Annotated in this window: 19 protein-coding genes and 1 tRNA gene; 11 read left to right on the top strand and 9 right to left on the bottom strand. The window is 44.4% G+C overall.

Translation table 11 applies throughout. The features are described from left to right. The 6 genes from HMPREF9944_RS10035 to HMPREF9944_RS10010 form a co-directional block, all read right to left on the bottom strand. Positions 1-420: a PcfK-like family protein gene (locus tag HMPREF9944_RS10035; RefSeq protein ID WP_008566128.1), complete on the bottom strand. Its 420-nt coding sequence runs from the start codon at positions 418-420 to the stop codon at positions 1-3. Positions 421-425: 5 nt separating this feature from the next. Beyond that, complete coding sequence (locus HMPREF9944_RS10030) at positions 426-857, bottom strand: hypothetical protein (protein WP_008566127.1); 432 nt, start codon at positions 855-857, stop codon at positions 426-428. Between the two features lie 364 nt (positions 858-1221). Further along, positions 1222-1599 carry a hypothetical protein gene (locus HMPREF9944_RS10025; protein WP_406674633.1) on the bottom strand — a complete coding sequence of 126 codons (378 nt, stop codon included), beginning with the start codon at positions 1597-1599 and terminating at the stop codon, positions 1222-1224. 181 nt (positions 1600-1780) lie between these two features. Further along, complete coding sequence (locus HMPREF9944_RS10020; RefSeq protein ID WP_008566126.1) at positions 1781-2248, bottom strand: DUF1896 domain-containing protein; 468 nt, start codon at positions 2246-2248, stop codon at positions 1781-1783. 25 nt (positions 2249-2273) lie between these two features. After that, a complete protein-coding gene (locus tag HMPREF9944_RS10015; protein ID WP_008566125.1) occupies positions 2274-3506 on the bottom strand; it encodes a site-specific integrase in 1233 nt (410 codons plus the stop codon). A 372-nt stretch (positions 3507-3878) separates the two neighbouring features. Beyond that, positions 3879-3963 (bottom strand) — tRNA-Ser (locus tag HMPREF9944_RS10010). 882 nt (positions 3964-4845) lie between these two features. Between HMPREF9944_RS10010 and HMPREF9944_RS13015 the strand changes: the two genes are divergently transcribed. The 6 genes from HMPREF9944_RS13015 (at position 4846) to HMPREF9944_RS09985 (ending at position 14432) form a co-directional block, all read left to right on the top strand. Continuing rightward, entirely contained in the window at positions 4846-5019 is a 174-nt protein-coding gene (locus tag HMPREF9944_RS13015) for a hypothetical protein (protein WP_155814675.1), read from the top strand. Between the two features lie 199 nt (positions 5020-5218). Next, a complete protein-coding gene (locus tag HMPREF9944_RS10005; RefSeq protein WP_008566124.1) occupies positions 5219-6115 on the top strand; it encodes a sirohydrochlorin chelatase in 897 nt (298 codons plus the stop codon). Positions 6116-6127: 12 nt separating this feature from the next. Further along, positions 6128-9178, top strand: coding sequence for a SusC/RagA family TonB-linked outer membrane protein (locus tag HMPREF9944_RS10000; RefSeq protein ID WP_044113638.1), 3051 nt, complete (start codon positions 6128-6130; stop codon positions 9176-9178). Between the two features lie 54 nt (positions 9179-9232). After that, positions 9233-10618 (top strand): RagB/SusD family nutrient uptake outer membrane protein, encoded by a 1386-nt coding sequence (locus HMPREF9944_RS09995; protein ID WP_008566121.1) that lies wholly within the window; start codon positions 9233-9235, stop codon positions 10616-10618. A 74-nt stretch (positions 10619-10692) separates the two neighbouring features. Then, entirely contained in the window at positions 10693-13548 is a 2856-nt protein-coding gene (locus HMPREF9944_RS09990; RefSeq protein WP_008566120.1) for a M16 family metallopeptidase, read from the top strand. Beyond that, entirely contained in the window at positions 13545-14432 is an 888-nt protein-coding gene (locus HMPREF9944_RS09985) for a ChaN family lipoprotein (protein ID WP_008566119.1), read from the top strand. Before HMPREF9944_RS09990 ends, HMPREF9944_RS09985 begins: the two co-directional genes overlap by 4 nt. 602 nt (positions 14433-15034) lie before the next feature. Here the strand turns inward: HMPREF9944_RS09985 and HMPREF9944_RS09980 are convergent. The 3 genes from HMPREF9944_RS09980 to HMPREF9944_RS09970 all read right to left on the bottom strand — a co-directional run bounded on the left by HMPREF9944_RS09980 (position 15035) and on the right by HMPREF9944_RS09970 (position 17812). Further along, positions 15035-15949 carry a hypothetical protein gene (locus HMPREF9944_RS09980; RefSeq protein ID WP_008566118.1) on the bottom strand — a complete coding sequence of 305 codons (915 nt, stop codon included), beginning with the start codon at positions 15947-15949 and terminating at the stop codon, positions 15035-15037. Between the two features lie 41 nt (positions 15950-15990). Next, complete coding sequence (locus tag HMPREF9944_RS09975) at positions 15991-16488, bottom strand: hypothetical protein (protein ID WP_008566117.1); 498 nt, start codon at positions 16486-16488, stop codon at positions 15991-15993. Positions 16489-16582: 94 nt separating this feature from the next. Then, the gene (locus HMPREF9944_RS09970; protein WP_008566116.1) at positions 16583-17812 is read right to left on the bottom strand and encodes a DUF4929 family protein; all 1230 of its coding nucleotides are present in this window, start codon (positions 17810-17812) and stop codon (positions 16583-16585) included. Positions 17813-18558: 746 nt separating this feature from the next. Here HMPREF9944_RS09970 and HMPREF9944_RS13135 point away from each other — a divergent pair. The 5 genes from HMPREF9944_RS13135 to HMPREF9944_RS13495 all read left to right on the top strand — a co-directional run. Next, the gene (locus HMPREF9944_RS13135; protein ID WP_008566115.1) at positions 18559-18714 is read left to right on the top strand and encodes a hypothetical protein; all 156 of its coding nucleotides are present in this window, start codon (positions 18559-18561) and stop codon (positions 18712-18714) included. A gap of 108 nt (positions 18715-18822) precedes the next feature. Then, positions 18823-20499 carry a hypothetical protein gene (locus tag HMPREF9944_RS09965; protein WP_008566114.1) on the top strand — a complete coding sequence of 559 codons (1677 nt, stop codon included), beginning with the start codon at positions 18823-18825 and terminating at the stop codon, positions 20497-20499. Positions 20500-20630: 131 nt separating this feature from the next. Beyond that, positions 20631-21245, top strand: coding sequence for a deoxynucleoside kinase (locus tag HMPREF9944_RS09960; RefSeq protein ID WP_008566113.1), 615 nt, complete (start codon positions 20631-20633; stop codon positions 21243-21245). An 18-nt stretch (positions 21246-21263) separates the two neighbouring features. Continuing rightward, complete coding sequence (locus HMPREF9944_RS09955) at positions 21264-21884, top strand: deoxynucleoside kinase (protein WP_008566112.1); 621 nt, start codon at positions 21264-21266, stop codon at positions 21882-21884. 404 nt (positions 21885-22288) lie between these two features. Beyond that, positions 22289-22386: Arm DNA-binding domain-containing protein (locus tag HMPREF9944_RS13495; RefSeq protein WP_008565502.1), on the top strand; the 98-nt coding region annotated here is incomplete at its 3' end.

Here is a 22386-nt window from a genome sequence, read left to right as displayed (position 1 = left end):
TTAAAAATCAAATAGTGATGGTTGTACTTGGGTTGCTATGTTCTCGGTCTTTTTCACTCGTGCGTTACGGCTCTGTAACTTGGCAAGTTCCTCACGCTGATATTGCTTAATGGCTTCCTGTCTTGCTTCGGCTTTTTCTTCCTCCGTTAGTTCCACAACGTGATTAACGGCAACTTGGCAAGAAACAGCCTTGCCGACCTCTATATCGTCCTCATCGTAGTAGTGAACAGCCATAGAGAAGATTTCATCATCATCAAAGCCGTTGCAACCGCTTTTCTGCACTTCATTAAGAATGTAGGTGATGCACTCCTCGATATTCTTGTTCGGCTTCATCAAGTTAGGGGCAAACAAGGGGTCTGTCATAGCACGCTGATTGAGATACTCGGCTATTGTCCGTGTGAAATGTTCTGTTCCTTTCATATTGCTTAGTATTTTGGGATTTCTACTATTTGATTGATACGCCCATATAGGTAGGCTCTTAGGCTTGTTCTGTCGGGTGCGTAATACTCTGTCCATTGCCCGTACTGATTGATAAGGTATTTCTTCAGTACATCAAAGAAGTCAAAGCGATAGCCTTGCAGGGGAACAGCTGTACGGAAATAGGTGTTTGAGTTCACCGCTTCACATAGCCAATTCTTTTCCTCACGGCTCATCATTTCGCCACGATAGAGTTTCATACGCAGGAGATATACTTTGCTGTTACAAAGGCTCTCCAACGGGGGAACGTCCCATTGTACAAACTTAATTGCCAACACTTGCTCACTTTTTTCAGCCACAGGGTTAATGCGGTAATGAGAGGAGGAGCTATATCCTTTTCTGTTCATCGAAGATGTTGTATTTACTTTTTGCTTATCCATAGCGACATTTTTTTTATGCGTCCAAAGATCGGAGTATGCTGATTCCTTTTTGTAGCAAAATCAAGGTAGCGGGGCGAGGCCTGCACAAGGTTTTGGCGGAAAATACTACCCGAAGTGAAATGTAGGTGTGGAGATTTTCCAGACAAACCAAGCGGCACAGACCTTTTGAAAGCCACAAGCCCCGTACTACCTTTGCGGATAAAAAGGGAAAAGCATCCGTCTCCTTGTTATCGCATATTGTGGAGCATTGGAAAAGAAGCGAAAGTGCAACGCCTGTAGTGGAAAATAGAAAAGGTGGCTATCTCGAAATGTGAGATAACCACCTAATGAACGATAAATGAAAGGTATTGCAGAGCCGTGCTTCTCAAAGCACGCATAGCAGGATGGCACAGAGTATCGCCAGCCAGAAGAGAATGCTCAGCAGCGTAATTGTCACTTTCAGAATTATCCGGACAATAAAGCGTAGTATCAGAAAACCTACAATGACAGAGATGGCAGTTATAACTTGCGGCGTTACAATCTTCGAGATAAGCCAAATGGCACCGATAACGATAGAAAGCAGGATAGCGAGTTCGATGAAGCGTGTCCAACCGAAGCGGCGGACTTGCTTGGGAGAAATCGGCTGCTGCTTGATATTATCGGTTTTGTTCGATGCGTCTGCCTTGATGAAGGCAGGTGTGTGAACGATTTCGTTAAGCCGTGAGGACAATGGAAGCTCGCTTCTATTGTCTCGGCGAGAAATCGCACTTTTAAGAACGTCTTAATTCATGATGATTGTATTCATATCGGAGCTTTTAATAGTTTCAAGAGCAGTTACAAGATATTCTGCCTCACAAAGCCAAGTGTTTGCTCAAACTCTTGGTGTGTGGGGAAGAATAGTTATCTTGGCTCTTGACACTACAAAAGCTCCCGATGGTGTTACATCAAGTCATGTTCTCACTATCGACGGTTGGCAGACCATTAACCTCGATGATCAGAACGATTGTCCCTGTCAGTTCGGTGTAGAGTTTCTCATACTCTGGACTTGCACCAAAGTCGTCCGTCAGTTCATACTTATCGAAAACGCTTTGCACAGCTTTGTTCTTCAGAAGCATTGGTGTTAGTCTTTCAGGAAGAGGAGAAGGAAGTTCTTTCTCGAACTCATTCTCTAAGACGGATACAAGCGTGTCATACTTGGAAAAGTGCAAACCTTGGTATAAGACTTCACTTGCCATTGTCTCCGCCTCTGGGTGAGAAAAACCTTGTGCTATAGCATCGCAGTAAGAAGTTAGGGCTTCATCAGCTCTTGCCGTTATGAATGGATTGTCACTCAGCATTTCAGGGAAATGCTCACTAAGATAAGTCTCTAACTTCAAACGGAAGTAAGAAAGCTCTTTCTTTGTTGTTGTCATAATCTTCTTGGTTTAGGGTTGTACATTATTTTGAGTTGATGCCCATAGCAACTTTGAACTTGTCTAACTTGCCAGCCAACTGTTCCATATCGTGTTCTATTTTCTTATTGGTAATACGGGCATATATTTGTGTCGTTTTAATGTTGGTATGTCCCAGCATCTTCGACACACTTTCCATAGGAACGCCCTTGCTGAGCGACATGGTCGCAAATGTATGCCGGGCAAGATGGAAGGTCAGATTCTTCTTGACACCGCAAAGGTCGGCAATTTCTTTTAAATATGCGTTGGTTTTTTGATTCGTTAGGATGGGAAATAGTTTGCCGTCCCGATAGGTCTTATGACTGTACTTGGCAATGATACTCTTGGGAATGTCAAGCAATAAAACATTTGTCTCCACACTTGTTTTCTGCCTCTTGGTCATAATCCACTGCTTATCATCAAGTGTTACGATATTGTCCGGCGTAAGGTTGGACACGTCTATATATGCCAGACCTGTAAAGCAAGAGAAGATGAAAACATCCCTTACCAGTTCCAGGCGGTTGATACCGAAATCCTTGTTGGCAATCTTCATGATTTCCTCATCCGTGAGGAAGCCACGGTTTACCGGTTCCAAGTGGAAATGATGATTTATGAACGGGTCGTGGTTCAACACGCCCATCTTCCTTCCCAGTATGGTGATGGTCTTGAAAGTCTTCATCGTTTTCGTGGCCGTATTGGGATTCTGCCCAGCGGTTGTACGCAGATAAATGTCAAAGTCATGAATGACAGTGAATGTCAGTTCAGACAGGCGAATGTCACAGCGCTTGTACTTTTCGTTCAAGAAGGCCGCAAAGTGTTTCTTGCACACGTTGTATTTCTGCAACGTTGCCACACTCACCGAGACACCAACCTGTTCCTGTATGTCCGTATTATGCTTCTCGAAAAGCTGCATGAGTGTGCAGACATTACCCTGCCTGCCAAGATACTCGGACTTGATGCGTTCCAAGCACAGGTCGTTTGTCATTTCCAACTTGCGATAGATGGTTTGCAGGTCGTTTTGGATACTGTCCAACTGCAAGTTCATGCTTAGGGCTTCGGTATTGCGTCCTTTCACCCGTTCTCGCGTACTGTCCCATTGGTTCTGTTCAACGGCGACCCCGGCTGAACCTATGCACAACCGTTCGTTGTTAAGATAAATCCTCAACATCACAGGGGTCTTGCCCTCCTTGTTTACATAGTTGCTTCTGAGATAGAAGACTGTTCTGAAAATTGATTTCATACATTGACTGTTTTTAATTGTAGCTGGGTTCATGGGAAATTGTATCCACATCGAAAGGTGTTTTATAGCCTAAATGGATGCAATGAACTTCCATATACCCCACTGCAAAGTTCTACATAATCATTTGAATAACAGCAACATATAAGTACTCTAAACAATCTCTGTACGTACTCTTGGTTACAATTTTTATTCGGCTCATCTTTTTGTAACCAGATTGTAACCGTAGGAGAGTATTTTGGGTGTTTCGGCACCCTCCTTACGTACTCTGAAAAAACATGTAAGTATAAAACAAAAGTATCGCAACTTATTGAAGCTACGATACTTACTGATTTTGTGAAGTGTTTTCTGAAGTCTTCTCCAGAGTACTTCCAGCGGAGAGAGAGGGATTCGAACCCCCGGTGCCTTGCAGCACGACGGTTTTCAAGACCGTTGTAATCGACCACTCTACCATCTCTCCAATGATTTTTAATTACAAACTTTTATCCAAAAAGCGAATGCAAAGGTAATATATATTTTTAGAATGTGCAAACGTTTTGCAAACTTTTTCGTTAGTAAAGAGTAAACATTCAAGCTAGAAGTGCAATTTCTTAATGGGTGATCGTAAGAGTAGACCTCCGTGTTGGAAGTGGACGTTCTTGGCGCGAAACGACAAGGTTATCCGTTTCCAACACGGAGGAATAAAAACGGCCGGCAATACAAAAAATAAAAAAGGGAGACCACTGTCTCCCAAGGATTAATTACTTTTGTATTGTCATATGTACAAGCACTTAACCCGTGAGCAAAGGTACACAATCTACTTGGAAAGAGCCCGATTAGAGGAGGAGTATGATTAAGAGAAACAGACTATGCCAGATCGGGGTAAAAGAACCCACCCGATGGTTCTACGGCGTCGGACGATAGTTCCTTTTTATCATCCGAGCCCTCGGAAAACAGTTTAAGCTTTCTTTTTCTTCCATCCGAGGCCTCGGATAGTGTTTTCTGTTAATTAATTTCATATCTGAGGTCTCGGACAATACTTTTTGTTAATTAATTTCACATCTGAAACCTCAGATAATATTTCCTGTTAATTAATTTTACATCCGAGACCTCGAATAACACTTCCTGTTAATTAATTTCACATCTGAGGCCTCGGATAACAGTTCTTTTTCTATTTAGCTTCCATCTGAGCCGTCGGGCGAGCATTCTTTTTTTGTTTTACTATCTTCCGAGCCGCCGGACGAGTGTTCCTTTTTTGTTTTCCGTTAATCTGATGCTTCAGAGACGCAGTTTTTCCTGTTTTTTCTCCGTAGGGCTCATATCGAACTCACATAGGGTAGAGCGCAGCACGAACTTCCTCGTCATGGAAAGGCGCAAGTATGCGGCCATGCCGCCGGCCAAGACCGTATGGAGGCTGCTCATGCCCTGCATGCGAGAGCATCTCAAGACAACGGAAGCGAATTTGCCGAGCGATTACACGCAGGTTGCATTGGATAGCTTCAGGCTAAAATCAACGGAAGACCAAGGGAAAAATTGAACTTCGCAACATCGAGGCTGGAGTTTTACAAGTATTATTCGGAATGTTGCACTTGCTGGTTGACTCTTTAAACATATTTCATTATTTTTAGGTATTGTCTTATTCTGTTTAATACTATAATTTTGCCAAACATTTTATTTATATTTCTTCATTATATTCAACTAAGATTTAAGGTAAAAAAAATAATTCAAGTAAGACAATGAACAAAAAAAACATGTTGGCGTTAGCTTTGATGCTGACCGCTTTTGCAACTCTCAGTGCTAAAACTGCGTTGATAATTGTAGCCCATGGGTCTCCTATGGAATCTTGGCGGAAACCTGTTTTAGCGCTCGAACCACTTGTCAAAGAGCAGTTGGCTACGAAAAAGCTCAAGGGGATAGATATCGTCAAGGTCGCACTCATGGAATATACGGAACCCTCTGTGGCATCAGTAGTGAAAGTTTGTGAAGCTGAGGGTGCAGACACGATCTTTGCTCTTCCTGTCTTCATGGCGCCATCGAGCCATACTGAAGAAGATCTTCCGAATATTCTCGGACATAAATATAATCCCTATGTGCGGGAGGAGCTGGCAGAGGAGCAAACGGAATTGGTACATACCAAGGCACCTATCATCCTCGGTCCTACGTTTTATTATAGTTATTTGTTAGAGGAAAGTATGTTGAACCGTGTGCAAAGCCTCTCGAAGGATGCTCCTAACGAGGCTGTAATCTTCCTTGCCCATGGTGATCCGGAGCGTGATGGATTTTGGGCGGAAGTTCTCAAGAATGTTGATAAATACACAAAGGAGCACACGAAAATCAACTATGTCGACCATGCACTTATCGAGATGGGACATGATTTTGCCAATGAACTGATGCCATTGTTGACCAAAGCGTCCCAAAAGAAAAAGCGAATCATTGTCCAAGGTATCTATCTGACTTCTGATGTGAAGCATATGGCAGACCGTCATAAGATGACAGAAGTGCAGAGTGATCTTGTAAAGAAGACAGGAGTAGAGATTGTCTATAGTGCTGATGGTATTCTTCCGTCTTGCACGCCACTTGTCGTGGCTTGGATAGTAGCCCAAACAAATAAATGGGTTGAAAGCAAACGATAGACCTTTTACGGCATGAAGAACCTTCAAATGTGGTGTCTTTTTACGTTGCTGGGCCTCTTTCTTCCTTTTCAAGAAGTTGAGGCTCAGGAACGAAGGATCTATGGTTATGTGACAGATACCGATAATGATCCACTTGTAGGCGTGAGTGTCCGGATTCAGGGAACTCAGATTGCGACTATTACAGATATCAAAGGTCGTTACCAATTAAATGGCGACTTTGATAAAGGCTCGGTGATTTCCTTTACTTATATCGGGTTTTCTCAAAAGAAATTGAATTATGACGGGCGTGAGCGAATAGACGTAAAGATGCAGGCGGCAGAGAATAGGTTGAGTGAGGTCGTAGTAAAGGCGAGGAGTAATATCAATGCCATTGACCTTCGTGCAAAAGCAGGAATAGTGGAGTCAATAGATATGAAACGCCTTAGTGAGAAACCCATGATTGACATGGGACTGGCTTTGCAAGGCATGATACCGGGATTGAACGTTATAAATACGGGTGATATCGGTAGTAAACCGCAAATCAGAATACGTGGAAATTCCTCGTTTCGACGTGGCAATACGAGCAACGAACCACTCTATGTACTCGACGGAAAGATTATCTCGGCCGAATCATTCTATAATCTCAATCCGCAGGATATAGCAAGCATAAAGGTGTTGAAGGATGCTGCTGCCGGTGCTTTGTATGGTATAAAAGCTGCCAACGGCGTATTGGAGATAAGCTCACAGCGCGGTTATAAGGGAAAAATGACACTCACATACGGCATTGATATGGGTCTGACGATGCGTGGAAGACGTGGTGTTCGGCTCATGGATACGGATGAGAAATTAGAATTAGAGCGTCTGTTACAGAATCCAGCAACACCGGGCTATCGTTTCAGTAGGGATTATTACGAACGCTATCATGCTTCCGATCCGAATAAAGAACAGTTGATAGCAGAGGGAGAAAAGCGCTTGTCCGCATTAAGGAACATTCATACAGATTGGTTCAAAGAACTCATTCATAATAATTTCTACCAAAAGCACAATATCAGTATAAAGGGAGGAAACGGAAATACAACCTATTATCTGTCAGGAAACTATACTTATCAAGGTGGGCGAATAGAAGGAAATAACAAGCAACGCTTTAGTGTCCGAATGGGGTTGGACCAGCAACTGGGCAAGATAGGCTACCTGATGATTGGTGTGTTAGGTGGGTATGCTAAGAGTAAGTCGCCTAATGGTTCATCTTTCGACCCTACTTCGTTAGTTTATAATCTCAATCCTTACGAGCAAAAGACAGGCGAACTCTACTCTTACCCTAATAGAACGTATCGCGATCTCACTAAGCAGTATCAGAGCGATGCCTCTGATAAAAATGCCGGAGTGGATGTTAACCTGACGTTAACACCCTGGAAGGACTTGACATTAGCATACATTGCAGGTTTAGACTATCTCCAGGATGATAGCCACAGCTTTACTCCCGCATCATCGTATAACGAACAAAACACCGGTATTCCAATCAATGCAAGGGGTATCTATAGCCGTACGAAGGGTACAACGGTCAATCTGTCAAGCAATGTCCGGACTACTTACAACCACGTGTTCGCCGATGTTCACGATGTTACACTGGGGGCAAACTTCGATTATTATCTTTATGACTATGATGCGGTGGGTATCACTGGATATGGAGTAGGTAATGTTGATGCTCCCTCTGCGATTAATAATTCATTGCACGGATTACGTCAGCCATCTGTGAGAAATCCTCGCGACAAGAATGCACAGATAGGTATAGGTGTCGTGGCAGGCTATACTTACAATACCGTTTATGATGCTTACTTTACTTATAAGGCTGATGCTTCGTCAATTCTCCCGTCAGACAAGCGTTGGAATTCGGCTTGGGCAGCAGGCTTAGGCTGGACACCAACCAATTATTCTTGGCTGAAAGATAATAAGATTCTATCAAAATTAAATATGAAGGCATCATATGGCGTCACGGCAAACCTCAATGGTGTGACGGTGTCTAATACTGTCGGGACCTTCATGTTTGGTGAACAATCTTATGAAAACAGCCGGATATTATCGTTATTATCTCTTTATAACAAGGATTTGAGGGCCGAGCAGAACAAGTCCACGGACTTAGGCATGACCATAGAATTTCTAAAACGCATTACGCTTGATGTCAATTGGTACAACCGCCGCACTGAACAGGCGCTCTTGGATGTACCCATTGCCACAAGTTCGGGTTTCTCTTCTCTTAAGCGCAATATAGGTGTGTTGCAGAACCGGGGCATAGAAGTGGGGCTGAATGCTAAGATTTTAGACGGGTTTGACAGCCGACTGTCTGTGGGAGGGAACATTGCCTATAATGACAATAAGGTAGTAAGCCTCTATTGGACGGACAAGCTCTATCTTGATGAACAATCCATAGTGCCAAATTATGAGGTGGGAAAAGCATACGATATGATCTATGGTTTGCACTCGTTAGGTATCAATCCACTCACAGGTTATCCCGTTTTTCTTACTCCGGAAGGGGTTGAGAAGCAGGGTACGGAGCCGCTCATGCGAAGCGATTTCGTTGCTTTGGGGCATCAGACGCCACCTTATTCTGGCAGCTTCTATGCCAGCTTCTCTTATAAACAGTTCGATGTAGACATCTCATTCTACTATGTCTTTGGTGGAAAACAACGCTTCTCTTATCAGTATGTGCGCAATAGCGACAAAGCCATCTACAATGCCGTGTCTGGACAAACACGGAAAATGTGGTTTAAGCGGGGGGATGAAAATAAGGAATACTGGACTCCATTCTACACGCAAAGCATTGCAGAAGAGAACCTCGCACTCTATCCTAACACACGGACAGTGGGCAGTAGTGACTATATAAGACTTTCAAGCGTATCGCTGCGATATCGGATTTCGTCTAATTGGCTCCACAAGACAATCCCATTCATACAATATGCAAATTTCGGATTACAAGGTTCTAACCTCTTTACATGGACCAAATACAAGGAGTCCGACCCGGAGAGTGGTACGCTTGCTGGTACAATGCAACCGATATTCACATTCAATCTCAATTTAACATTCTGATAATACGTTATGAAACAGAGTAAGTTTGCTCTTAAGACGCATTGACAACACGATATGAAACAAAGTATATTAATATTCAAAAGCATTGCAGTGGGGTTGTGTCTGATATCATTATACGCTTGCAGTCTTAATATTCCGCCCCAAGATCAGTTCTCTGATCCGGATGCAATAACGAATGTTTCCAATGCACGATCGCTGCTGGCATCAGCTTATTCATCCTTTCCTCACCAGGAGTATGAGTTCTCTTTGTTGGGAAACGACTTCGTTCCTACTTCTCTTTCCATAAAGGACGTTGATGCTTTGAATCTTTATAACTGGAATGACAAAGAAATCCGTAAGCTTGCTCCAAGTCTTTGGCAGAATTATTACAATGTGATTGCGCAGTGTGATGGATTACTTGAACGCATGAATGAAGTGAAGACAGAGACGCCAAACGAAGAAAATGAGAAACTTGCAATCGCTTCAGAGGCCAAGACTTTAAAGGCCTTGTGCTATCTCCTGTTGCTTAGGCTCTTTGCCCCAGCATACGATGTGAATCCTGACGCACCTGGGATTATCTTGAAAAGTCAACTTGGAATAGAGGATAAGCAGCGTTCTTCAATACGTGAGTGTGTAGTAAAGATCAAGGAGTTGCTTACCGATGCTGCACAAGTAAGCCACACTTCTTCTCGTAATGGATGGCTCTCCCAAGAGGCTGTACAATATCTTTTAGCTGATTTAGCACTCTATTCAGGAGATTATCAAGGAGCCATTGATTCGGGAGATAAGGTCTTGGCCAAGAGTAATGATACCTATTTTACAGCGGAAGGAGTTAACAGCTTGTGGGCAGTAAACAGCTATCCAGGACGTATCTTTGCTTTTAACATTATCTCAACTTACTATGCTGGTATTCAATATAGTGTTCAGGAGGGTGATTATTTCATGGTTAATCCGCAGTTGAGCCTTGGCTCGTCTGATGTGCGAAAGGCTTCATTCACTTATCCTTTTATGATGAATGGTTCCGTCAGAGAACTCCTTGGGAAGTACAATCGATGCAATAAACTAAGTCAGACAACGGCTTATATCAATACAATGCGATATGCCGGGGCTTATTATATTGTGTCTGAAGCCTATTGCAGGAAGGGGGATACAGAGGCTGCACGCACTTTGATCAATCATTATTGGCATTGTATAGGTGTGGCAGAAGCCCCATCGGGTCTTTCTAATCAAGCCCTTTTAGATCTTATTTTGGTTGACAAACAACGCGAATTTATAGGCGAGGGGGTTAATTTCTTCGACCTCAAGCGTACTCATTCGGCAGCTTTGAAGCGACAATCTCAGTGGGGAAACGGTGTTGCTGGCAGTGTGTCGCCTGATGATTATCGTTGGACATTCCCTATTCCGGTGTCTGAATATCGATTCAACAAGGTGGAACAGAACACCGGATGGCCTTCTAATTAATCCATAACAGTTCGAGATGGTTATGAACAGGCGTATGTTGTTTATTCTTTATGTCCCTAAATAATATGGATAAGATGAAGAACATATTCATTCAATACACTCTTTTATTATCTTTCATGTTCGGTTTACTGTCTTCTGGACATGCTTTGGCACAATCTTCACGAAGCGGGTGTAGTCTTATTTCTCTACCGAAAGGTTCTGTTGAGGGGAGATTGAGTAACGGATTGCGTTACATCATATTGCCTAATGCCTTGCCACGGCATAGTGTTGAGGTGCGGATGGTAATGAATGTCGGTTCGTTACAGGAGGAAGACGACCAGCGGGGTAGTGCACATTTCCTGGAACACTGTGCCTTCATCGGTACAAAACACTTTCCTAAACGTGCTCTTGTTGATTATTTTGAAGGTCAAGGCATGAAGTTCGGACGTGATATTAATGCCTTTACAGGGTTCGATCGCACGATCTATTGGCTTTCATTACCTTATTATTCAGATCTTCGGGAAGTACTTGACACAACCTTCTTAGCCCTTCGCGACTGGCTTTGTGATATTGATTTTGACAACGAACGGGTGAAGAAGGAACGGGGTGTCATCGTAGAAGAACTGCGCGGGTATCAGCAGAATGATGATTTCTATAGTCTCAAGATGGGGCATAACCGTTATGCTGAGCGGATTCCTCTTGGTACTGAGCAGGACATAAACAGCATTGACGGTAACCGGCTGAAGGCTTTCTATAAGCGGTGGTACGTTCCATCGCACGCCACTGTGCTTATTGTTGGACAGGTCAGTGTTACGGAAGTAATAGAGAAACTGTCTCGGACATTAGGTACAATACCTTCAGATAATACAGGTAAATCCCTGACTAAGTTCCCAATGTGCTATGCCAAGGGAGCAAGTTGGATGGAGATAGAGGATAGCGTTCGGCATGAAGACAAGTTGGAACTTATCATTCCGCATACCACTTGTGTGAGACGGACATTACAAGATGCCGTTGAGAAGCAGCGTAGGCGTATGCTTGTACAGTGTCTGTCGGAGCGTTTTGCAGCAGATAGTATAAGATGTAACGTGTCAGACGACTGGTACTTAGCCGATAATGATCATTTCGTATTGTCGTTTCGGGGTACATCTACTGCCGATTTAGAACATCAGTTAAGTGCTGCGTCTGCCGAGTGTCACCGTTTGTTACGCTTTGGAGTGCCACATGACGAACTGCAACAACTTATAGGTACACGCTTAGTTCATCTCATACCTGACACCACCCAACATCTTTCCGCTAATATCTGTGATGATTTCGTAGATTATATCACTGCCGGTGACCGTACGCTTTGGAAGCCCGACGAGGTGGAATGGGTGCGACAACAAGTAGCAATGACAACGGGGAAGCAGCTGCAACAGGTCATGAAAGGGCTACTTAAACATTTGAGCCGTAACCGATTGTATGCTTATACCTATGTCAATAACAGTTCTGAGACAGCTCGTCTCACAGCTGAAAGAGCTGATTACGCATGGCGCATAGGTGAGAAACGGCCTTTAACTCCCTATGTTTTTCGTATGAAGGAACAGTTGAGCGAACCTCGTTTCATAGTCCCTTTATGCTTAGCCCAACCAGCAGTTTTCACCCCAGACAGTATTGAAAGCCGACAGAAATGGGCTGACTTAGGAGCTGAGGAGGTGGTGTTGAAGAATGGATTAAGGCTCATTCTTCGTCCAACCATAGACGAAGACTCCACAATCTCGTTAGTCGCAATAGGCCGGGGGGGCACTGCTGATCTCTCGCTTCCAATGCAGTTGAAGCTACATGATGCTGTCGGTTATGTGGATATGGGTGGTCTGTCCAAGGTTCAAAATGATACTTTATTGTCTGTTATGACACAGGATGAACTCTCGATGACCGTGGGTGTAGATGCTTTTTGGCACCAGCTCCTGGCTTCAGCCCCTGCAGGCAAAAGTACGGAACTCTTCAATTTAGTGTATCAGAAGATGTGTTCCCCTGGAATAAATCGTAAGGACTTTGAGGAGACTGTGACAGCAGAGATAGAAAACTTAGGCAAAGAAACAATCCTTGATAAGCTGCTTGCACATGATACCGACCGTCTGATGGCAAGTACGATAGACTCGCTGGTAGGTAATTCGGTGGATAATAGCAGGAGACACCTTACAAAGTCTGTGTTGGGCACTCTCGATATTGATACGCTGACAACCTATTATAAACGCTTGTTTGCCGACCCTTCACGCCTCACGGTTATTCTGACAGGCAACTTCCCGATAGCGGATGTGTTACCAAAAGCTGTCGCTACGTTTGCTCAGATGAATGTACAGCCGTCGCCATTACCACTGAACAACACTCCATTCCACATTGGCAAAGAGATGGTTAAGAAAGGCTTTGAGGGCGGAAACGATCATCAGACACTGGTCAATTATATCTTTGTAGGTAACTACACGCCCTCGCTTCAAAACTCTCTCTGTATGAAACTCATCCGTGACGTACTGCAAGATCGTGTATTGAAAGTGTTACGCGAAAGGGAAAATCTTGTTTATTCGCCTTATGTAGACCTCTATTATAATGGTATTCCACAGCAGAAATATCATTTCATGATTACCGTTTCGATGAAAGATGAAAATCTGCAGCGGGTAGAGAGGTTATTGAAGGATATCATAGCCCAGCTAAAGGCATCACCCATCAGTACATCCGAACTCGGCAAGATGAAGCGTTCGTTCCTTGTCACAAAGGAGAAGATACTTAACGATAAGGCTCCAACCGAATGGAAGACAGCATTGATGACACTCGTTAAGAATGGAGAATCGCTGTGCGATTTCGACCGTTATGCAGCGTGTCTGAACGATATTACACCTGAGAAATTACAAAAGATGATAAACGAGATGATTGTTTGGAGCCAAAGATATGTAGTCTATAAAACACAAATGAAATGAAGATGATAAAGAAATTACGAGTACTTTTTTGTTTCGTCAGCATCTTTACGGCAATGCAAGGGACGGCACAGACACAGCCTGAAGCCTATCGTTTGTATGATAGTAAGGGGAAGGTTATTACTTACGACCAATTGGTAAAGGAGATTACTAAGGTTGATGTAGTCTTTGTGGGCGAAATCCATAACTGTGTAATAACGCATTGGCTGGAACAGAAACTGCTCAATAGCCTCTACAAGATTCATAGGAAGGAACTGAAAATGGGTATGGAGATGTTTGAAAGTGACAACCAGCTCATCTTAGATGAGTATCTCCAGGGACAGATAACAGGCGATCGCTTCGAGGAAGAAGTACGCCTTTGGCCTAATTATAGCACGGATTATGCAGCCTTGATTTCCTATGCGCGTGAGCATCATATCCCCGTTGTGGCTACGAATATACCTCGTCGCTATGCTACGGCTGTGAAGGAACACGGCTTAAGCTATCTTGATTCGCTCTCAACAGAGGCTAAAGCCTATATGGCACCACTCCCTATATGCTTTCAGACGAATGAGAGTGTGGAACAGGGATTTGCCCTTATGGGGTTAATGGGGAAGAATAAGAATGCAAACCCACGCCAGATTGCTGAGGCGCAGGCTATCAAAGATGCCACAATGGCATGGCGAATAGCACAGAACCTGCAAGGGAAATTCATCCATTTCAATGGTAACTTTCATACAGACAATCATGATGGAATCATTCCTTATCTGTTACAATACAAACCAGGAACGACTTACACGGTAGTGAGGGCGGTCAGACAAGAGGATATCTCACATCTGGAAGATGATTATAAAGGCATTGCTGATTTTTATATCTGTGTGCCCGAGGATATGACGACATCCTACTGATGTGTTCGTATGTAATGAATGAGGCTTTGGAATTGAAGCCATTGTGACCTATTGTCAGTATAAAAATAAAAGGCTGGAATCCAAATAGGATTTCAGCCTTTAATTCTTACGCGAGTTCGGGATAAATCACAATGAGGAAAAAAATCAAAAAAGAGCCTCGGGACCTCCGCCGAGACTTCGAGAAACAAAAAAATACGTAGCGGGACCTCCGCCGGAAGCCAAGGGGGTAAAATACATATGAGCGGGAGCCCTGCCGGAAGTCAAAAGCCAAAATGCGTGTCGGCGGAAGTTCCGCCCAAGGTTAAACGTTAAGAAATGTATCTGCGGAAATTCCGCTAAGAGTTAAATGTTAAGAAATGTATCAGCGGAAGTTCCGCTAAGAGTCAAAAGTTAAAGAATATGTCGGCGGAACCCCCCAAAGAGGCGACGGACCAACGGAAACAACTTTTGCTTCGTTCCGTCACCTCTTCAAGGTTCCTGCCGCTCCCGTCACGACAGCGGGGGCTACGCACATCGCTCGCCCCCGCCTTTGTTCTGCTGCCTCTTCGAGGTTTCCATCTGAATATTCTTATCCCGAACTGACGTAATTCTTATAGGGAAACTTATTCTACTACCACAGGCCGGATAGAATTTCCATTGCGACAATTCTCGCCGTTGTTGTCGTATACGCCATCATTGTCGAAGCTAAGGCTGCGTGCATAGTCTTTTGAGTCTTCAAACAGAATGGATGAAGTGTAATAGCCACCATATCCAGCATACTTTACGGCTTTGGTGTCGTCGTATCGTGAGCCGGCACAAGGCAGGAAAAGTCCCTTTGATAGGTCGTCTTGGGTTATTTCTTTAGGGGATCTGATGGTCATTGCAAATTCTCCTTCTCCTGGTTCAGTCACCAAATATCCATAGATTCGTTTATTATCGTCTACGATGACATACCCGAACTGCCATTTCCCTTTCTGCACCAAGTCGCTGATCTCTACATAACGTGGCAGGCGATACTTTCCTTTTGTAGCCCAATAAGCGATATCACCAAAGGCAGCTTGTTCAAAATCAGTGGTTTTATTCAGGAATTTGTCGTCTGTATACATCTTCCCGGCAATATCGGTTTTTGTTGTGTTACCATACACATCTTTCGAATAGGTGAGTGCATTACTGCCACAAACACCGAAGTTGAAATGGTCAATCTGGTCGTCAGCCTGTTCAATCTCAAATTTGTAGGCTTCTGAAGCGTTTCTGTGGAGTCCGTAACGTGGTTTGAAATAATCCCACTGATGGTCGGCAATCTTCCATGTTCCTTTATCGTATTGAAGGTTTCCTGTGGCCCATTTCACACCGAAGAGGGTGACATACTGTGTGGCAGGCTGTGGAGCATTACTTGCTTCGAAAGAGATTCTTTCGATGTCATCAGCAGGAATCTGTACGATTTCACCACCTTTTTTGACCACCTTCATCTGGTAGGTCTGTGCAAAGAGTGTTCCGAATGTGAAAGAGAGAAGGAACGAGAGTAGATATTTTTTCATTTCTGTTTTTTTATTGTTGTTGATTGGTTTTCATTAAATTGTTATTTTCCTACAGCCACTTTGACGTTTCCGTTTGGTGTACAAATCATATAGATGCCTGTAGGGTAGAGCGATAGGTCAATATCCATCATACCGTCTGGTGATGAATGACCTTTAAAGATCTGTTGCCCGTTCATAGTCACGATACTGACAGTTGTTTCTGCTGTGAGTCCACTTAGGCGGATATGTCCTGCGGAGTAGTCTACCTGTGGTTTTCCTGCACGCTGTTTGGTTGGCATGGATATGCTCGTACTGATACTTTTCTCACTAAAAGTGTAGCTGACTATATCCGACAAAGCTGCTGTAATCGTTTTCTCCGTCGTAGTAGCCATCATACTTCCATTCGAAAAAGAAATCTGGGGTTGGGTTGAAAGCGCAAACTCGGCCTTTGAACCATTACGAAGTTCTATACAAAAGAACTTCACTGGTCCAACAGCTTCTACACCGAGTGGTGTGAGTAGCCAGCCGAACAATAGAAGGAAGAACAGTTTTCTTTTCATTGTTTGTTGTTTTATGATTTTATAATAGAAATCTTCTTATACAAAATAAGTTGTGAAAATCGGGAATTGAAACAGAATAATAAAAATAAGATGCTTATTTTCCTCTGTGCATGGTGTAAGTGACACGCACCTGTTCGTAACCATTGGCTGTATCGAAGTCCCAGGGGAAGACAAACGTCATAGTCCCCTTGGTAAAGTCGAAATTCCCCTTGGGTTCTATCCAGTCAGAAGGTGAGTTATTGAAAGTGTCGCGACTGACATCGCTGACGGCAAGCCAGCGTAGGGGATCTATTGAGCCGCCTGCCAAAAGAAACTCGTCGGTTACTTGATATCCTACGGTTTTTCCGTTTTCTTTTATGTAGACGGTCGCTCCTTCGTCGCGTAGTTTTTTCACCCTTTCCCAAGCTGAGAAATAATAGACAAAAGGCAGTGCATGAATCTTATCATCGTAAACGTTAGGTCGCTCAACGATAAAATCAATCTTACCAGAGGACGGGACAAGCTTGATATCATCGAGTGTCACGCTGAACTGTTCCTTGGCTGCGTCGTATTTGATGGCTTGGACAATGGCGTTGCCGTATGGCTGCTTGAGGAAGAACTCATGGTCCTCTACTGTTTTACGTTTCAGGACGTCATAGAAAAATGAGGTTAGTCCCATCGGATTGTCTACCATCTTCAGTACAGGTGTCTCTTCTGTGGCTTTCTCGCTAAGTGTGATGATGCTGAAGCCTTTGAAGGTAGCCTGTGATTCACCTTTGAAGTAGCTCTCTTTGTCCGCTGTATTGAATGAGACTGTTGCCTCAACGGGCACTTTGCCAAGTAGAGCGGTCAGGTCGAAGCCATACTTCTGCTTATATCCTTCAATGAGTTGCAGCTGCTGTGAAGTTAATGTGGGTATGTCAGAATCAGGTGTAATAGTGATTTTCACCCCGTCATCTGCCGCTTTTATATGAGGATTCGACGTGTTCCCAACTCTGATGCTTAGTGTCTTTGGAATAGAAAGCACATGCTTTGCATTGGATAGAACCTTCACTGTGGCCTCTTTTTGCCCAGCTTTGAAGTGTAACGTATTGTGGTCCATGCGCACAATATCGCCTTCATTGCCCGTCATAACGATTTCAATGGTTTCATTCTTGCTGGGTGCGAAGGCCATTAACACATGAAGGGTAATTCCCTCTGTGTCGTCCTCTGCCATGAAAGCATTACCAACAACGGAGAGGGCTACGCCGTTTGTCATCTCTACATCACTTTTGTCATCATTGCTGCAGGCTGCTGTTATGCAGGCAATAAAGAGCAACAGGGTGCTTGTTCTTATGAATTTCATTCCTATTGTTTTTTAATTATGTTTTTTGTTTGCTCTTCCCGCTTTGTATCCCTCCCCCCGATATGCTTTCCTATACGTTCTTCTGAACAGAACAAGAATACCATCAGTCGGGTTTGTAGATGAAGATAACTTCTCAGTTGGAAGATTAAAATTGTTACAGCGAGCAAAATTATAAAGATATGGCAGTTCGTACAATACCCAATAATAATGAAATTAAACTCAAATTACCATAATATAATGCCTTCATAGAGATACTGGATAAGGCGAGTTTTGGAGAAGTCTCCATATAGAAGACAACCATTCAAGTTAAAAGTTTGCTTTCTAAGGGTTGTCAATGAAGGTGCAAATCGACAAAAGTGGGTGGCAGGCTTGGCAGTTAAGGGAAAAAGCATTACCTTTGCCGCCGCAATGAGATTAGCAAACGATTATAACAATGGTGGAAGCGCGATGCAAAGAAGCTTTGGTTTCTCTGCATCTTTCAACGCTTTTTATTTGGCTGGTCCAAATAACTTGCCAACGCATACAGGTGAGCGACCTATAAACACTCTAACGCGCGCGAGGAATACCTCCCAATCCGTTTAGGTAAAGCACTCCCGAGGAGTTCCCTTTGTCCTATACCTGGTGTTCCATTATGAGCAAAATAAGAACGAAACAAACGCTATTCACCGTAGGGAGGCATGGTTCTTGCGTCCCTATATGCAAAAAGTGCAGGATAAATACTAACAACATAGATTATAGATAATAAAATGAAGAAGAAGGAATACATCGTTCCCGAAACCAAAGTCTATCCGATGGAAGAAGAACTGTTCCTCTGCACGAGCGTGCAGCCGCAGGTTCCCGGTTCAACGGAGGAAGAATGGGAGGGAGACGAAGACGTCGATAGCGGAGAGTTCGATATATAAGAACCTCAAAAAAGGAGAAGAACATGAGCTTATGGGCTAATAGTGGGCTAATCATAAAGTTCAATGTTCAAACATCAAAGTTCAAAGTAAAGTAAATCAAGTTCAAAGATGAAAAAGATAATTCCCTTGCTCTGCCTTGCGGGTATGATGATGCTCGCGGCATGCAGCAATAAAGAAGAGGCCGATGAGAAGAACGACGGTAAGATAGTGATGAGTGCAGCGCAGTTCACGCTGACCGAAGAACCCTATGGCGAGGAAACGGAGGTGGAGTCGCGGGCTGCTGAGGCCTTGCCCGGGACACAAACCGTAGATTTGGGCAATGGTATTGAAGCTGAAGTGAGCATCGAGCGCGAACAGAAAGAGGCTGCACACAAGGCTACACGTGCCACCGACATCAGCAACCAACACTACACGATTACGGCTTTCAAGTGGGGAGTCGGTCGTGTAGGTGGCACGTTGCGAGGCACTGTGAGTGGCACTGGGGCTACGAAGACTTTTACTCCTGACCCGGGTACGCAGCACGAGATAGAGCTTCCGCCCGGCACCTATACGTTCTTCTGCTTCAATGACAAGGTGAGCGACGACGGTTCGTTCAATTATACAATTCAACAAGCCGATGCCGCCGGAGCACTTCTCGATTATAAGACAGTAACCATCAGCGGCAAGCACTATCGCGTGAACTTCGAGATGAAGCATCAGGCTGCCCGCATGCGCTTCGAACTGACCACCTATTGGGACATAACGGGCATCAAAGCCACGGCAAGTGCCAACAATGGCATAACTGCATTCACTTATGATGACCTGATGTCGAACTATGCGGCGAGTGGAGGTGCCGTAACCTCTTCGGAATTTAGCTTCCCCAACGCCACAACCGAAGCCTCCAACTATACCTACACTTCAACATCAGATTACGGATATTTCCTCTGTAGTTTCTTTAATGGCGTACAGACAGCTTCAAACCTCAAAATCAACTTCACTTCGGGTTCGCTCTATGGCAAGTCTCTTGTAGGAAAAAGCCTTCCACTTAGTGGCTTCCCTCGGTCAAGCTTGATGCGGAACGAGTCCTATAAGGTGAAAATCAAACTGTTCTATAGCTACAACTATCTCTTCCAAGATGGAAGTATCAGTACGTTGGCTGTGGGAAGAAAGGCCGGGAAAACTGCCGTGGCTGCAATGATTTCAAGTAACAAGGCTATGGCACTGACAGATGCAGGCGGTACTTGTAATTGGAGCAACTCTGCCGTGAAGCAGAACGTCGTTTCCACAGATGCCTTTGCTACGGTCTATAACGACATGGACGGCTTCAATCATACTTGGTCAGCTGCCCATTCGGCCTCTGGCGTTGCCCATGCCAACGACTTGAACTTCCCGGCTTTCTATCAGGCGACACATTACACTCCATTAAAGCCACTCACGGCTGGTGGAGGAATGTTGACTTCGTGGTATCTTCCTTCGATAGGCGAATGGAAACTGGCCGCACAAGCTATGGGTGGCTTCAATCCTGCTTCACTGACCACATGGCCAAACAATACACATCAAGCATGGAACGACCGATTGGTAAAGGTTATCAGCGTGCAGGCTGGAGGAACCAATCCGGTTTGGGGTAGTGGTCTTCCTTCTCATGGCTGGTATTGGGCAAGTAATGAGCATGTCAACCTGGCTTCGGCTTTTCATGTTATTTTCTATCCCAACAGCGGTCCCCATGGCTTCGGCATATATTTCGCTGCCAATCCCAAGAACCTGAACCCAATGCGCGTGCGGGCCTTCATCACCAAGGTACATTAACAAAGCCCGTGAGCTGTATTTTCATCATAACCTTGCCGTTTATTGCCCCACAAACGGCAAGGTTTCTTTTTGCCGTTTTGTTGTCCATATAGATAAAAAGCCTTACCTTTGCAGACAAAACAACAGCAAACGTGCACATTGCAATAGCCGGAAACATCGGAAGCGGAAAGACCACACTCACCAGAATGCTGGCCAAACACTATGGCTGGACGCCGAAATACGAGGTCGTGGACCACAATCCGTATCTTGAAGACTACTATAAAGATATCCCAAGGTGGTCGTTCAACATGGAAGTGTTCTTCTTGAAAGAACGCTTCAAGGACTTGTTGCAGCTTCATCAAGACGAAACAACCATCGTGCAAGACCGTTCCATCTACGAAGGTGTGTACGTGTTCGCTGCCAATAACCACAAAACGGGCAATATGACCGCGCGAGATTTCAACGTCTACATGGGACTCTTCGACGCGATGACCCACATTCTGCGCTACCCCGACCTGATGATTTATCTGAAAGCGAGCGTGCCTCACCTCGTGAAAAACATTCAAGGACGCGGTCGCGACTACGAACAACAGATGCCTCTCGAGTATCTTGAGAACCTGAACTCCCTTTACGAAGACTTCATTTATCGAAAATATAAAGCCAGAGTGCTCGTCGTCGACGTGGACAATCTCGACTATGAGCACAACAAAAAAGACTTTGCGGGCATCATCGACAAGATAGACGCCTGCTTGTTCGGCTTGTTTTAACCCCCTATCATTCGGATTATGCACATCGCAATCGCAGGAAACATCGGCAGCGGCAAGACAACGCTCACCGGAATGCTGGCAAAAAGATTCCATTGGACCCCACGTTTCGAACCCGTAGACAACAATCCTTATCTCGACGACTTCTATGCCGACATGCAACGGTGGTCGTTCAATCTTCAAATCTACTTCCTCAACAAACGCTTCAAAGAGGTGGTTGAGATTTCAAAGCAGCAAGACACCATCATTCAAGACCGCACAATCTTTGAAGACGCACGCATCTTTGCCCCTAATCTCCACGCTATGGGCATGATGAGCGACCGCGACTTCGCCAACTATTCCGACCTTTTCGACCTGATGATATCGCTTGTCAGCCTGCCCGACCTGATGATTTACATTCGTTCGAGCATACCCACGCTGGTGAACCACATTGGAAAGCGAGGCCGAGAGTTCGAGAAAAGCATCCGAATAGACTATCTCACGGGGCTGAACAACCGCTATGAGGATTGGATAGGCGGCTATAAAGGCCGGCTGATCATCGTAGATGGCGACCATACGGACTTCGAAAACAACCCTCATGACTTCCAAAAGATAACCGACCGCATTGATGCCGAACTCTACGGTCTGTTCCCCATCGAATAACCACAACTACCTTGCGTTCCAATCTCAGTCATATTACCGCGTAAAATGGGCCATATTGCGCGGTAATCTCAGCCTTTTTACACGGTAAAAGTACATATAAAATCTGAAATTTGGAAAAATGCAGCGATAACGTTATCAATCAAAGACTTAAAAGGACTTTGGAAAGCAGCGTAATGCCAACTATGTACGGTCTTTATGCCAAACTATGACAGCGTTCCATCTCCTATTCGTAACCCCTGCAAGGGTAAGGATGGATAGGTGGAGAAACAAGGAAATTCGCTCTGAAATAGGCTGTTAGGCTGAAAATTCCTACCCTTCGGTTTCTTATTCCGCGTTCCCCTCGATTTGCTTAGTGGACAACTGCTCCACAGTAAATAATTTTGCAAACGAAAGGAACAAAAGCAATGAGAAGTACATTTTCAGTCATCTTCTATTTGAAGAAAGACAAGGTAAAGAAAGACGGTACGGCACCCATCATGGGACGCATCACCGTGGACGGCAC

Origin of the sequence: Segatella maculosa OT 289 (genome assembly GCF_000243015.1) — a bacterium.
GTDB lineage: Bacteria > Bacteroidota > Bacteroidia > Bacteroidales > Bacteroidaceae > Prevotella > Prevotella maculosa.
The sequence above is the reverse complement of the archived record's forward strand: the minus strand, read 5'-3'. Positions and strand labels throughout refer to the sequence as shown.

Bases quoted from the DNA above. Each gene is read 5' to 3' on its own strand.
- HMPREF9944_RS09995 (WP_008566121.1), top strand. From the start codon at position 9,233: ATGAAACAAAGTATATTAATATTCAAAAGCATTGCAGTGGGGTTGTGT.
- HMPREF9944_RS09955 (WP_008566112.1), top strand. From the start codon at position 21,264: ATGCACATCGCAATCGCAGGAAACATCGGCAGCGGCAAGACAACGCTC.
- HMPREF9944_RS09970 (WP_008566116.1), bottom strand. From the start codon at position 17,812: ATGAAATTCATAAGAACAAGCACCCTGTTGCTCTTTATTGCCTGCATA.
- HMPREF9944_RS13135 (WP_008566115.1), top strand. From the start codon at position 18,559: ATGAAGAAGAAGGAATACATCGTTCCCGAAACCAAAGTCTATCCGATG.
- HMPREF9944_RS10020 (WP_008566126.1), bottom strand. From the start codon at position 2,248: ATGACAACAACAAAGAAAGAGCTTTCTTACTTCCGTTTGAAGTTAGAG.
- HMPREF9944_RS10005 (WP_008566124.1), top strand. From the start codon at position 5,219: ATGAACAAAAAAAACATGTTGGCGTTAGCTTTGATGCTGACCGCTTTT.
- HMPREF9944_RS09990 (WP_008566120.1), top strand. From the start codon at position 10,693: ATGAAGAACATATTCATTCAATACACTCTTTTATTATCTTTCATGTTC.
- HMPREF9944_RS13015 (WP_155814675.1), top strand. From the start codon at position 4,846: ATGGAAAGGCGCAAGTATGCGGCCATGCCGCCGGCCAAGACCGTATGG.
- HMPREF9944_RS09975 (WP_008566117.1), bottom strand. From the start codon at position 16,488: ATGAAAAGAAAACTGTTCTTCCTTCTATTGTTCGGCTGGCTACTCACA.
- HMPREF9944_RS10035 (WP_008566128.1), bottom strand. From the start codon at position 420: ATGAAAGGAACAGAACATTTCACACGGACAATAGCCGAGTATCTCAAT.
- HMPREF9944_RS10000 (WP_044113638.1), top strand. From the start codon at position 6,128: ATGAAGAACCTTCAAATGTGGTGTCTTTTTACGTTGCTGGGCCTCTTT.
- HMPREF9944_RS09985 (WP_008566119.1), top strand. From the start codon at position 13,545: ATGAAGATGATAAAGAAATTACGAGTACTTTTTTGTTTCGTCAGCATC.
- HMPREF9944_RS10030 (WP_008566127.1), bottom strand. From the start codon at position 857: ATGGATAAGCAAAAAGTAAATACAACATCTTCGATGAACAGAAAAGGA.
- HMPREF9944_RS10015 (WP_008566125.1), bottom strand. From the start codon at position 3,506: ATGAAATCAATTTTCAGAACAGTCTTCTATCTCAGAAGCAACTATGTA.
- HMPREF9944_RS09980 (WP_008566118.1), bottom strand. From the start codon at position 15,949: ATGAAAAAATATCTACTCTCGTTCCTTCTCTCTTTCACATTCGGAACA.
- HMPREF9944_RS09965 (WP_008566114.1), top strand. From the start codon at position 18,823: ATGAAAAAGATAATTCCCTTGCTCTGCCTTGCGGGTATGATGATGCTC.